We start from the raw sequence: 12,623 nt of genomic DNA, 5'->3' as shown, positions 1-12,623 counted from the left end.
GAGAGGCCCGAAGGTCGACCGCCGGGGCCGTGCTGGGTGGCGGCCTTCTACGGACAGCGGGGCGTTGCCGTGGAGCACGGACGGGTCTTTCCGCTCGGCGGATGTGTTGGTCGCACTTCCATCCCGCCGCCGAAAGACCCGTCCCCTCACCTCAGTCCTCGTCAGCGGGGTTTCCTCGCAGGCGGGGCATCGTCGACGCCCACGGCCGGAACCGGCCCGGCCACCACGCGGATGAACGCGACTACCGCGATCAAGCTGGGGTGTGGACGCGTCACCGAGCCGTGCCGGACAGGACCGGAGCCGGATGTTCGGACGTCCCGGCGGCGAGCTGGCGGTGAATGACCCTGCGGGCGACACCGAGGATGAGCCTGCGCAACGCCGCTGCCCGCCTGCTCGAAGGCACGAACCTCTGCTGCTTGATCTTCGCGGTGCGCTGTTGCTCGGTGATGAACGGGCGAAGCCCGGTCTCCCACGCGGTCAGGGCCTCGTCGAGGTCGTCGGGGTGCTCCCGCATGGCCTTGCCGAGAGCAGCGCCGCCGCACAGCGAGGCCGAGGCGCCCATGCCCGAGTAGGTGGTCAGGCACCACGCCGCGTCACCGAGCAGGACCACCCGGCCCGAGCTCCACCGCGGCATCTTCACCTGGTGGACCGAGTCGAACAGGACGTCGGGGGCGTCCTCCAGGGAGTCCAGGATGTGGCGCACCACCGGGTCGTCCATTCCCGCGTAGACCGACCGCAGCTGCTCGATCCGCGACCCGCTGAACTGCTTCTGGACGTCATCGGTCCGGTACGTCAGCAGCGTCGTGGGCGCGTGATCGGCGAACCCGAACACCCACGCCGCGCGCTTGGCGCGCGGGACGACGACGGTGTCGGTCGGAGCGAACGAGGGCACGTGCTCCTTCAGCTGGAAGGCGCAGACCATCGCGTTCCAATCCGTCATGTAATCCTCGTGCGGGCCGAACACCATCCGGCGCACGGTCGAGCGCAGCCCGTCCGCTCCGACCACGAGGTCGAACGTCTCGCGGTACTGCGTGCCGGAATCGGCGTTCTGGAGCAGGACCCGCGCTCCGTCGGCGTCCTGGGTGATCTCGACCGGGGTGGTGGCGAACCGCACCTCGACCGGGTCCTCGACGGGATCGTCGGTGATGCTGCGCCACAGCGCGGCCTCGATGTCGCCGCGCAACACCGCCGCCGGGCCAGGCTGGTCCAGGAACCCCAGTTCCGGTTTCGGCTCGTTGCGGCGGTTCAGCGCCCAGGTGTTCCCGCCCTCCTTCCACGCCGGGTTGCGGGTGTGCAGGTGATCGGCGATGCCCAGGTCGGCGGCGGCCTGCCTGCCCTCCGGGAACAGGAAGATGAAGTAGCCCCCGGTCCGGCGCTCGGCAGCCCGCTCGATGATCACGGGCGTCCATCCCGCTCGGCGCAGCCCGATCGCCGCGGACATGCCCGCGATCCCCAGACCGACGATCAGCGCACGCTTCTGCATGGTGTTTCCCCTCTTCTCGGATCAGGCGGTGAGAAAGACGTCTTCGTACTGAAGGCGAGGCAGACGCGGGTAGCCGGGCATGCCCTGGACCGGCACGCCCACGTTGACCACGGCCACCGCTCGGAGCTTGCCGTCGGGGAAGAAGTCCGCGTCCAGGGCTTGGTGGTCGAACCTGGTGATGGGCGCCGCGGCGAGTCCGGCCGCGCGGACGCCGATGATGAAGTAGGCGAGCTGGATGTGGGCGTTCATGAGCGCCGAAGCGATGCGGGCCTCCGGCTCGGCCTCGGCGTACAGCTGCTCGGCATCGGGCAGCACCGGGAACGTCTCCGCGAACCTGAGGTGGAAGTCCAGGTCGGCGGCCAGGACGACCGACAACGGCGCCGCCTGGGTCTCGGCCTTGTTGTTGTCCTCGAAGATGTGCGCGAGCAGACGCCCGCAGGCCGTTTCCGACCGGACCAGGACAGCGCGCAACGGCTGCTGGTTCATCGCGGTCGGGCCGTGTTTGACGAGGTCGTAGATGGCGCGCACCTGGGCGTCCGTTACCGGCACGTCCTGGAAATCCGTGACGGTGCGGGCATCGCGGAAGAGCATGTCCTGCGCGTCCTTGGCGAGCGCCAACTCCGCCGTGTCCGGATGTGTCACTTCTGACTCCTGAGGTAGGACCATGGTTTGAGGAGGACGGCGGACGGGGGCAGCACGTCCGCCGTCACCTTCGGCGGGCACTGAGCCGCAACGCTCGTCACCTCCGCGCCCCGGCCGGGTAGGTGGTGTGGGTGAAGCCGGGGAGCTCGACGAGTTCGGGCCGGTTCCCGTTGGCGCTGAGCTGGTCGAGCACGAACTGCACGCCCGCGGTCGCGATCTGCGCGCCGGGGTCCTCCATGACGTAGCGGAGCCTGGTCACGATGGCCCGCTTGTCGTGGACCGACCGGACGCGCGGCATGGCTTCGACCACCTCGGTGTCGGCATCGACCACGGGCGCCTGGTCGATCCGCTTCCGGAAAGCCGGGTAGTCCGGCCACATGAGACGGCTCATCTCCACCGACGACAGGCAGCCGTACCAGAACGTGCGGTACTGCGCCTCGGCCCGAGCGCAGACCTCGCGGTCGGCGAGCTGCTCGGGCCCGATGGCCGGGGCGGTCGGGGCGATGATCAGCCGGGCCGGGTCGAGCTGGTGGCCCGACGCCTCGTAGAGCAGCGGGCACAGGTTGTTGCTCTGCCAGGTCAGGCCCGCGCTCGGGCGTCCGGCGCCACCGGTGACGATCACCATCAGCCGGGCCCAGTCGATGGACTGCTCGTGGAGCCACTTCAGACTCCGGTGCACCGAGTCCAGCGCCGAGAGGGCGAAGGTGGCGGCCATCATGTCGTTGAACGGCACGGGCACCGCGTCCGGTCCGTCGCCTTCGAGCAGGTTCGCGCGCATGTGCTCGAAGTTCAGCAGCTTCGGGTTCTCGATCGCGCGTCCCAGGTAGTCCGCGGTGGTCGCGCAGGTGTAGTCGACCAGGTCGGTGATCTTCTCCTCGCGCCCCCGCCACGCGGTGACCGCGACCTCGTCACGCCAGTAGGAGACGCTGTTGAAGTCCTGCACGACGCGGCACTGCTCGATGAGCTCCCTGGCGGCGGTCTTGCAGCCGAAGTCGCCGAGCTCGCGCAGCCGGGCCAGGTAGGGGATCGCGAGGCCGAGGTGCGAGACCGCGGTGATCTCGAAGAACCCCTTGGTGCCCTTCCTGAAGTCGACCGACGTGGGCGGGCGTCCGCCGCCGGGGAACAGCACCAGGTCGGTGCCCGTCGCCAGCAGCAACGGGGCGTCCGCGTGGGCCTCGCCCAGTCGCCGCTGCAGGTTCTGGCCGATGCTGTCCGGGGCGGAGGTGAACATCTCGAACAGCCGCATGAAGTGCGGGTTGGGCTGGTATCGCATCGAATTCGTCCTTGTCGGCTCGGGTCGGGCGCTGTCGGTCCGGGTCAGGCGTTGTCGAGTGCGAGCTCGTAGACGACGCTGTCCTGGCGGAACCGCACGTCCGGGGTGAGGCTGTTGGCGACGACCAGGAAGGTTCTGCCGTCGGCCTCGAAGAAGCTCGCGTCGGTGCCGCCGAAGGTGGGGAACTCCTCGATCACCTCGAACTTCCCGTCGACCCACCGGTACAGCTGCGACATCAGGTCGGTCTTGGCCACGGGGGGCCTTCCCTGGATGAAGCAGACGCGGACGAGGAACAGCTCGTCGCCGTGCCGGTGGAGGGCGAACTCGCGGCCGCCGAGGCCACCGAGGGACTGGTGCGGCTCGAACAGCTCGCCGTTCCAGCGGTAGAGCGTCGAGTCGCCGTTGATGCACGCGAAGGCCAGCCACTCCTGGCCGTCCTGGGAGAAGTGCCGGAAGCTCCGGCCGAACTTCTCCGCGAAGGTCTGGTAGGGGATGAAGGAATCGCCGTCCCAGCGGTAGACGACGCTGGGGGTGACCTGGTCGGCGTAGGCCAGGAAGTGGTGGCCGCCGACGCGGAAGTGGTCCCAGTTGTAACCCCAGCGCCCGCCCAGGACCTGGAACTCCCGCCACCGCCCGTGGACGCGCTCGAAGATGACCGAACGTCCGTGCCCCTTGGGCGACAGGCCCGGCATGGTCAGCCCCTGGGCCAGCGCCAGGAACTCGCGGTCGTCGATCGAGAAGTGGTGCCACTGCTTGGCCCCGAAGGTGGGCAGCGTTTCGTCGATGACCCACTCGCCGTTCTCGTCCTCGCGGTAGATGAGCGAGTCGACGTCCGTCTCGTACGGCCCCTTCCCGGTGCGGAGGTTGGCGAACGCCAGGTAGTTCCTCCCGCCGCTGGTGAAGCTCAGCGCGTCCTCGCCGCTCGGACAGGGCAGGCGGTTCACCTGGACGAACCGCTCCCCCTCCCAGCGGTAGAGCAGGGCGTCGACGTCGGCGTTCCCGCCGTTCATGTCCGGGGCCCGGTCCGGCAGGTCCTCGGCCAGCTGGGGAACCACGAGGTGCAGCCCGCGGTCGGTCCGGAAAACGTGTGCGCTGCGCGCGCCGGACGTGGCGAGGCGTTGGTGGACCGACAGGATCTTCGCATTCGGGTGAGTTAGGTCGGCGTTCGACACGGAAACTCCTTAACTTAATTAAGGGATAGTGATCAGCATGGCTGGATGGTGCTGAGTTGTCAATCGGATCGGGGCGTCGTAGATAATTCGACCAGCGGTCGCGCAAATGTGTTCGCGCGCATCGGGATAGCCCACTCCAGAATTCACCGAGTGAGCGTCGGCAATTGTTTCGGAAATAGTTCGCGAGTTCAGGCCGCCAGCGCGATGACCGGTGCCGTGCGGCCCATCGCCCGCGCGTACAGGGCTTCGAAGCGCTCCAGCGTGGCCGCCAGGGCGTGGTGCGAGATGATCTCGCCGCTGGCGGCGCCCATCCGGGCCCGCATCGCGGCGTCGTGCACGAGCGTGTGCAGGCGCTGGGTGAGCTGGTCGACGTCGCCGGGTTCGAACAGCCAGCCGTTGCGGCCGGGGTGCACGAGGTGCGGCAGCGCCATGGCGTTGGCGGCGATCACCGGCTTGCCCGCCGCCATCGCCTCCATCGTCGCCAGGCTCTGCAACTCCGCAACACCGGGCATGACGAACAGGTCGGCGCGGGCGTAGGCGTCGAGCAGTTCGTCCTCGGAGACGAAGCCGCGGAAGCGGACGCGGTCGGTGATGCCGAGGTCGCGGGCCAGCAGCTCCCACGCCGTGCGGCAGGTGCCGTCGCCGACGATCTCGCCGGACGCGGCGGGCACGCGGGCCAGAGCGCGCAGGAACTCGTCCACCCGCTTCTCCTCGTCCAAGCGGCCGACGAACAGCGCGGTCGGGCGTTCGCCGCGGGTCACCGAACGCTGGTAGCGGGAGATGTCGATACCGCACGACACCGGCACCGCCCGCTCCGGGAAACCGCTGTCGTGCAGCAGTCGCACGGCGCGCGGTGTCGGGGCGGTGACGATGTCGGCGCGGTCGAAGACGCGGGTCAGGTCGCGGTAGGCCCACTTGCGCGCCAGGCCCCGCAGGAACGCGGGCACGTGCGCGTGGCTGAACAGGTTCTCCGGCATGAAGTGGTTCGTGGCCAGCGTCGGGATGCCCTGCGCGGCGGCGGAGTTCAGGACGTACCGGCCGACCACGAAGTGCGCCTGCACGTGCACGACGTCGGGCTTGAGGGACTTGACGAGCTCGTCGGCCTCGCGGGAGGCCTGCCACGGCAGGCAGAAGCGGAAGTCGGGGTAGAACGGCAGCCGGTGCGACCGCAGCCGGTGCACGGTCACGCCTTCGATCGGCGTGGCGCGCGGCGAGTCCGGGGCGATGACGTGCACGTCGTGGCCATTGCCCGCCAGACCGACGGCGAGCCGTTGCGCGAAGCGCGCCGCACCGTTGACGTCCGGTGGGAACGTGTCGGCGGCGATGACGATCCGCAGCGCGCTGGAGGTGTTCACGGGAAGCTCCGTTCGAAGAGTGGCACGGGGGTGACAGGCGAGTGCGAGCACACCGCCCGTGGCGGCGAGCGCGCAGGTGATCAGCGCTGCGCCGGTCCACGGGGACAGGTGTGCGGCCTCGCCGAGCAGGAAGGCGCCGAGGCCGACCGCGACCAGCGGGTCCGCCACGGTCAGGCAGGCGACGGCGAGATGAGGGGGTCCGTCCGCGTAGGCGTGCTGGACCAGCCAGCCGCCGACCGCGAGCGAGAGCGCGATGCCGAGCGCGGACGCGATGTGCGAGAGCCCGAAACCGCCTTGCTGCACCGACTGCGAGACAGCGCGCATGAGCACGGACACGTACCCGTACGCCACACCACCGGCCGACGCGAACGCCACGGCACGGATGCGCGCGTTGGTGGTGAGCGCGGCGACGACTCCGGGAACGGCGATCCCGCCGAGGGCCACGAGCCCGGCCGTGAGCTCGGCGTCCGGCGCGACCGGGGTCGCGGTCGCGCTGCCGGAGGCGAGGAACACGAACGCGCCCACGCCCACGGTGGTCAGCAGGATCGCCGGGATCTCGCGGAACCGGCGGTCCAGCAACGCGGTCATCCCGATCGCGAGCACCCCGATGGGCTGCACGACCGTCAACGGCGCCATGCCCAGCGCGGCCGCGTGCACCCCTGCGCCGACGGCCAGCAACGCCAGCCCACCCAGCCAGCGAGGATCTCGGACCATGCCGAGCTTCGCCCCGGACACGGTGACCGCGTCGTGCTGCGAACGAGTCGCCAGCGCCAGACACGCGGCACTGAGCACGGCGAGCGTGATGGCCAGCGGTGTCATGCCATCCGCCTGTGCGGACCGGCGGCAGGTAGGGACACGGACATCGCCGCGCGCACGTGGCCGGAGAGAGTCCTCGGTTCACCGGTCGGATTGGTTGGGGCGACCGTCGCGACGGTCGGTTCCTCGGCTCGCACGGCGATCAGCCCCCACCCGTCCGACACCACCTCCAGCACGTCAGACAGTCCTTTGTGGCCGGTTGGCGCGGCGCTGGGCCAGTAGCAGGAAGGCGAGCACAGCGGCGGTCACGAACAACCCGGCCGAGGTCGCGATGTAGCTGTACACGCCCGTGGCGGAGTTGACCGTGGCCCCGTCGACCTCGATCCTCGTGCCGGAGAGGATGGCCGCGCCGGTGAAGCTCACCCCCACCGAGCCGATCGCGCTGGTGACCGAGACCATGCTCGCGGTCACGCCCTGGCGGTCCGGCGCGGTGAGGGCGGCCGCCATGTTGAACCCGGAGGCCAGCAGCGATCCCATGCCCAGGTTCAGGCAGAAGGCGAAGAAGACGGCGAAGGGGAACGAGGACGCGCCGAGGAACATGCCGAACGCTGCCACGGTGCCCACCAGCACGCCCGCGGCCAGTGCCACCGCCGGGTCGGTGCGGGCCGCGACCCAGCCCGACAGCAACCCTCCCGCCATGATCGCGATGGCGGGCAGGCCGAACAGCAGCGCGAGCGAGCCCTGGGCGTCGAGCCCGTAGCCGAGCCCCTGGTCCGACGAGACCTGGGCGATGAGGCTGAGCAGCTGGTCCATGCTCTGCCCGGCACCGGTGGCGAGCACGACCACGAGCAGGGTGAGCACCATCGGCCTGCCGAGGTTCCTGATGTCGATCACCGGCTCGGGAATCCGGCTGGAGACGAGGTACCACCGGGTCAGCGCCACGACGCCCGCGGCGAGCAGCGCGAGCGCGCCCGCGCTGAGCCAGCCGAGGTCCGGTCCGAGGCTGATGTAGCCGAGCACCGCGACGACGCCTCCCCCGAGCAGGAGCGTTCCCGCGACGTCGACCCGCCCCGGAGTCCTCACCTCCGATTCCGGGACGAAGGCGCGGATGCAGGTCACCGCGGCGGCCGCGAACAGCGCCGAGGCCACGAACACGACCCGGAACCCGAACTGCGCCACGAGCGATTCGACGCTGGAGGTCGAGGCGATCCCCACCACTCCCGCGCAGGTGGTCACCGCACCCACGGCGGGCATCGCGATCCGTGGCGCGCACATGTCGCGGACCAGCGAGGCGGTCAGGAACACCGCCGCCACGGCGGCGCCCTGCAACATGCGGCCGAGCACGAAGACCCACAGGCTGGGCGCGATGAGGCAGACCACGCCACCGCCGCAGGCGATGAGCAGCGCGACTGTCAGCATCCGGCGCTTGCCGTGGATGTCGGCGCTCTTGCCGAACAGCGGCGCCCACATCGCCCCCGCGAGCATCGCGGTGGAACCGACCCACGCCGCCTGGGTGGTGTCGAAGTGGTCGAGCATCTGCGGCAGGACGAACAGGGGCATGACGATCACCGAGTCCGCCGTGACGTTCGCCAGGAGCAACGCGGCGATCTGCCCGATGAGCCGCGGGTTCCACCGCGTGTGCGGTGGCCTGCCCGGCGGGGCGTGAGTGCTCATGGTGGTATCCACGAAGCTCCTTCGGTGAGGGGGTGCGGCACGTGTGGACAGCGGGAGAAGTGCTCGCTCGTGACCGAATTTAGGAATCGCCCTCACTCGACGGCAATGGCGAAAGCGCCTCAACGGGGGATTCTCACCAGGTTCCTACCTTCCTCAAGGGGAACTTTTGCGCGGCGCGGTGTGTCGCTCGGCGGAAGTCATCCGCAGTGGCCGAGCCGGGGGGAGCAACCGGATGAAATGCACCGTGTTGGTCGGTGATTCGGCGTCGTCCAGCCGACCCCGCGCAGCGGCAGAACAAGCTGATTGGGCGAAAGAGCGCACAGCGCAAGTCGTTCGCCGCCCGGTGCTTCGAGCCCGCCGGTCGTGCACCACGACCGACGGTGTCCAGCCGGTCCTGGAGGCGCTCGCGCGGACGCCCGCCGGGAGTCACACCGTTGACGTACTACACGGCATCGAGGCGGCCCGGTGCACCGTCGAGCGGCTGATGCGCGAGAGCAGGCCGCGTGGCCTGCCGCGTGACAGGTCGTCGCCCACGACACGACCGGCAGCGGACACCGGCATGCTGGCCGACCTGGTGGAACGTGGCTCCACGACCACGCGTGTCAGCGAACTGCGGGTCGCGGGCATCACCTACGTGCGCACCGCCGCCTGCTGGGTCCACGCGGCGTTCGTGCTCGATGTGGCCATTCGGCCAGCAGCCAGCACCCGGGCAGGCTGCCATCGGCGGTGACCTCGTCGAGCATGTCCAGCGCCGGCCGCCACTTCTCCTTGTGCCGCAACTCGTCCGGGTCAGCCCGACGCAACCGGCGGAGCTCCGCCCATAGTTTTCACGAAGTGTCGACAGCGATGGCCGGCCGTCCGATGGCGGCAACGCGACCGGCGCACTTCGGAGTTCCTCACCCAACTCGACCGCGTTCGTGCCTTGTTCGCGTGACTCGAGCTCTGACTCAGCTTGCAAGTGTCTCGAACGCCTCACACGGCATTTCCTGAAGCTCCGATGGCAAAGGCGCCAGCCGGATCGAGCACGGAGCGAACAGCTGCGCCGTGGGGGCATCCTGTTGTTCTCGGGGACGGTGGGCCTTCGCGTTGGCCGGGTAGCGCAAGTGTTCCCTGCCTGCGAGCCCGCCGGTTGTCGTACCCGCCGCGGCCGGCCCGCGCCTGCCACCGTCCCGCGAGGTAGTCGAAGGCGATGGAGGGGCGGTGGACGTCGGACGCGGCCGCGGCGGGAACTCCGCTGAGTTGTGCCACCGCGGCGGCTACGACCAGGAAGGTCACCTCATGACGGATTTCCGGGGGCGGACATGCGGGTGGCCGTGAACGGGACCGTCAGGAAGATCGCCTTCGCTTCGCCCCTCATCGCGTCTCCGTCCAGCGCGGCGGCACACTTGATCTTCGCTTTGAGGGGCGAGGTGATGGAAGCGGTGAAGGTGACCTCGGCACCCTGGAGCTCGCCCTCGCTGATGGGACGGCCGTCGAAGGTGCCGTTCAGGGTTTCGCCCGCCGATCGCAGGACCAGTTCGACGGTTTCCTCACCGCCCCCGGTGAGCATGGTGAGCTGCCACGTTCCGTCGACGTTCATCGGTTGATCTCCTCCTTGAGCTCTCGCATCCTGTCGCCGCCCTCGTGGCTGTCGTCCCGGTCGAACAGGAAACCGGCCGCACCGTCGAGGGCGGTGGACCATTCCGCGGAGCGCGGCAGCATCGTCCCCTCGTAAGCGCGCACGGCCTCGCCCACCGTGTCGGCGCGGGTCAGGGCCAGGGCGAGTTCGCACGCGTCGAGCATCGCCAGGTTGACGCCGACGCCCACCGGCGGCATGAGGTGGGCGGCGTCGCCGAGCAGGGTCGCGGTCGGCGAGTGTTCCCAGGTGTGCGGCGCGGGCAGCACGAACAGGGGGCGGTCGATGTACGGGCCGTCGTTGTCGGCGATCATGCTGAGCACCCCTGGCGACCAGCCGGCGAACTGTTCGAGCAGGTGAGCCCGCAGGCCGGCGGTGTCGTCGATGCTCAGCCCCGCCTCCGAGATCCAGTGCAGCGGGACGCGCTGGACGATGTAGACCCGGATGTGGTCGCCGCTGTTGCGCTGGGCGGCCAGGGCGCGTTCGCCGTCCGTACCGGTCGCGAGGCCGTGGCCGACCAGCTCGGCGATGCCGGGGTGACGCTCCTCGACGTCGTCGAAGCGGGCCTCCAGGAAGTTCACGCCGGTGTAGTGCGGTACCGCGGAGGAGATCGCCGGGCGTACGCGGGAGAACGCTCCGTCCGCGCCGATGACCAGGTCGGTCTCGACCGTGCCGCCGTCGGAGAAGTGCAGCCGCCGAGGTCCGCCGGTGGGGCCGTCGACCGATTCGAGGGCGCGGCCCCACTGCACGGTGCCCGGCGCGAGGGAGTCGAGCAGCAGGTCACGCAGCACGCCGCGATCGATCTCCGGCTTGTACCGGTCGTCGGGCTCCGGCAGCTGGCGGAACACCACGTTGCCGTCGGTGTCGAAGCGCCGCATCTCCTGGCCCTCCGGGCGGGCGAGGGCGAAGAACTGGTCGAGCAGCCCGGCCTCGCGCAGCGCCAGCTGACCGTCGTCGGCGTGCAGGTCGAGGCTGCCGCCCTGATTGCGGGCGTGCACGCAGGCGTCGCGCTCGTAGACCGTGACCGGGATGCCGTGCCGCTGCAGGATCCGGGCGCACGTCAGGCCGCCGGGGCCGGCCCCGATGATGCTGATCCTGGCCTCGGCCGGTCTGAGGTTCGTCATCGCGTCTTCCTCTCGTGGGTTCGTCGCCCCCGCTACGGTAAACAGAACGATCCCAAACATGCAACTGTTCCAAGTTTTGACCGAGGCCAAGTTTGGCGTAGAGTGAAGGCATGAGCGACTCGGGCCGGCGGCCTGCGGGTCTGCGGGAGCGCAAGAAGGCGGCCACCCGCAAGGCGATCGCCGAGACGGCACTGCGGCTGTTCCTGGCGCACGGCTACGAGCGAGTGGGCATCCGGCAGATCGCCGAGGCCGCCGACGTCTCCGTGTCGACGCTGTTCAACTACTTCCCCGGCGGCAAGGAAGCGCTGGTCTTCGACGACGAGACGGACAACGAGGCGGCGCTGATCGCCGCCGTGACCGACCGGCCGCCGGGCCGGACGATCACCGAGGCCCTGCGGATCCACCTGACCGGCTTCGCCACGAAGCCGTCCGGCCCCGGATCCCGGTTCGCCGAGTTCCAAGCGTTCGTGCAGCGGACGCCCGCCCTGCGGGAGTACGGCCGCACGATGTGGCTGCGCCACGAGGAGGCGCTGGCCCGCGCCATCGCCGCCGAGTCCGGCCTGCCCGCGGACGATCTGACGTGCGCGGCCCTCGCTCGCTTCGCCCTGGAGGCGGTGGCCCTCGCCCGCTCCCGCCCCGACCCGGCCATGGCCTTCACCAAGGCCTGGGAGCTGCTCGACCGCGGCTGGGCAGCGATCACCGCCTGAGCCGGGAGCGCGGCTCAGGCGGGAACCACCGGCGAGAAGGGCGCGCCGAGGTCGTCGAGGGCCTTGGCGGCGTTGGCCCTGGCCAGCTGCGGCTGCTTCTCGAACAGCGCCTTCAACGGCTTTCAGCGCCGCGAGCGGCGAAGGAGCGCACAGCGCGAGGCGTTCGCCGCCGGCGCTTCGCTGAGAAACCTCACCGTCCCATCAAGGGTTCTCGGTGAGCGGGCGGGCTCCTCGGAGGAACTGCTGGGCGGCGGTTTCCACGAGGCCGTCGAGGAGTTCCGGCTTGACGATGTTGCCGTTGACGATGGAGGCGATGCCCTGGAGGGTCGCGAACAGGACGATGCCGATCCGCTCCGGGGCGCCCGCTTCGAGGGCGCCCTGCTCCTGCCCCTGCACGATCAGGTCGTTCATCAGCCCGAACGGCGCTTCGGCCGCCTTGATGATCCGCGTCGCGCCCGGTCGGTGCTTGCTGGTGTACATCAGGTCGAGCAGTGCCGCGTTCTCGGTGGCGAAGCGCAGGTAGGCCGTCATGGCGGCGCGCACGCGGGCCGGGAAGTCCGCTCGCGCGGCGGCCAGCGCGTCGCGCAGGGCGGTGTCCAGCCGGGTGAACCCGGCTTCGGCGAGCGCGTCGAGCAGCGCTTGGCGGTCCGCGAAGTGCCTGCGCGGCGCGGCGTGGCTGACGCCGAGCTCTCGCGCCAGGTCGCGCAGTGACAGCTCGTCCGCGCCGCGTTCGCGCAGGTGGCGCTCGGCGGCTTCGAGCAGCGCGGGGCGGAGTTTCCCGTGGTGGTAGGGCCGCTCGTCGGTCGCAGGTGGCACGGCCTC

At 70.2% G+C, this 12,623-nt stretch carries 11 protein-coding genes; 2 read left to right on the top strand and 9 right to left on the bottom strand.

The annotated features are described in order from the left end of the window. Window positions 1-271: 271 nt before the first annotated feature. From JOF41_RS34195 to JOF41_RS34170, 6 genes are all read right to left on the bottom strand, one after another. The gene (locus JOF41_RS34195) at window positions 272-1,483 is read right to left on the bottom strand and encodes an FAD-dependent monooxygenase (protein WP_209623804.1); all 1,212 of its coding nucleotides are present in this window, start codon (window positions 1,481-1,483) and stop codon (window positions 272-274) included. Between the two features lie 21 nt (window positions 1,484-1,504). Next, window positions 1,505-2,149, bottom strand: coding sequence for a malonic semialdehyde reductase (locus JOF41_RS34190; protein ID WP_209624624.1), 645 nt, complete (start codon window positions 2,147-2,149; stop codon window positions 1,505-1,507). 73 nt (window positions 2,150-2,222) lie between these two features. Next, entirely contained in the window at window positions 2,223-3,398 is a 1,176-nt protein-coding gene (locus tag JOF41_RS34185) for a DUF5624 domain-containing protein (RefSeq protein ID WP_209623803.1), read from the bottom strand. A 44-nt stretch (window positions 3,399-3,442) separates the two neighbouring features. Then, window positions 3,443-4,570 carry a hypothetical protein gene (locus tag JOF41_RS34180; protein ID WP_209623802.1) on the bottom strand — a complete coding sequence of 376 codons (1,128 nt, stop codon included), beginning with the start codon at window positions 4,568-4,570 and terminating at the stop codon, window positions 3,443-3,445. Window positions 4,571-4,758: 188 nt separating this feature from the next. Beyond that, the gene (locus JOF41_RS34175; protein WP_209623801.1) at window positions 4,759-6,744 is read right to left on the bottom strand and encodes a glycosyltransferase; all 1,986 of its coding nucleotides are present in this window, start codon (window positions 6,742-6,744) and stop codon (window positions 4,759-4,761) included. Between the two features lie 174 nt (window positions 6,745-6,918). Next, complete coding sequence (locus JOF41_RS34170) at window positions 6,919-8,355, bottom strand: MFS transporter (protein ID WP_209623800.1); 1,437 nt, start codon at window positions 8,353-8,355, stop codon at window positions 6,919-6,921. Window positions 8,356-8,914: 559 nt separating this feature from the next. Between JOF41_RS34170 and JOF41_RS34165 the strand changes: the two genes are divergently transcribed. Beyond that, window positions 8,915-9,085: a hypothetical protein gene (locus JOF41_RS34165; RefSeq protein ID WP_209623799.1), complete on the top strand. Its 171-nt coding sequence runs from the start codon at window positions 8,915-8,917 to the stop codon at window positions 9,083-9,085. A 546-nt stretch (window positions 9,086-9,631) separates the two neighbouring features. On the opposite strand, the gene JOF41_RS34160 is transcribed toward JOF41_RS34165, so the two are convergent. Together JOF41_RS34160 and JOF41_RS34155 are read right to left on the bottom strand one after the other, a co-directional pair. Next, on the bottom strand, window positions 9,632-9,934 hold the full coding sequence (locus JOF41_RS34160) for a hypothetical protein (RefSeq protein WP_209623798.1): 303 nt from the start codon (window positions 9,932-9,934) through the stop codon (window positions 9,632-9,634). Continuing rightward, on the bottom strand, window positions 9,931-11,094 hold the full coding sequence (locus tag JOF41_RS34155; RefSeq protein WP_209623797.1) for an FAD-dependent oxidoreductase: 1,164 nt from the start codon (window positions 11,092-11,094) through the stop codon (window positions 9,931-9,933). Before JOF41_RS34155 ends, JOF41_RS34160 begins: the two co-directional genes overlap by 4 nt. Window positions 11,095-11,204: 110 nt before the next feature. Between JOF41_RS34155 and JOF41_RS34150 the strand changes: the two genes are divergently transcribed. After that, on the top strand, window positions 11,205-11,801 hold the full coding sequence (locus JOF41_RS34150; protein WP_209623796.1) for a TetR/AcrR family transcriptional regulator: 597 nt from the start codon (window positions 11,205-11,207) through the stop codon (window positions 11,799-11,801). Between the two features lie 201 nt (window positions 11,802-12,002). Here JOF41_RS34150 and JOF41_RS34145 read toward each other — a convergent pair whose 3' ends face one another. Beyond that, the gene (locus JOF41_RS34145; RefSeq protein WP_189220985.1) at window positions 12,003-12,617 is read right to left on the bottom strand and encodes a TetR/AcrR family transcriptional regulator; all 615 of its coding nucleotides are present in this window, start codon (window positions 12,615-12,617) and stop codon (window positions 12,003-12,005) included. Window positions 12,618-12,623: the final 6 nt, after the last annotated feature.

The organism is Saccharothrix coeruleofusca (assembly GCF_017876325.1).
GTDB classification, from domain to species: Bacteria; Actinomycetota; Actinomycetes; order Mycobacteriales; family Pseudonocardiaceae; genus Actinosynnema; species Actinosynnema coeruleofuscum.
This window is presented reverse-complemented; position numbering and strand designations above follow the sequence as displayed.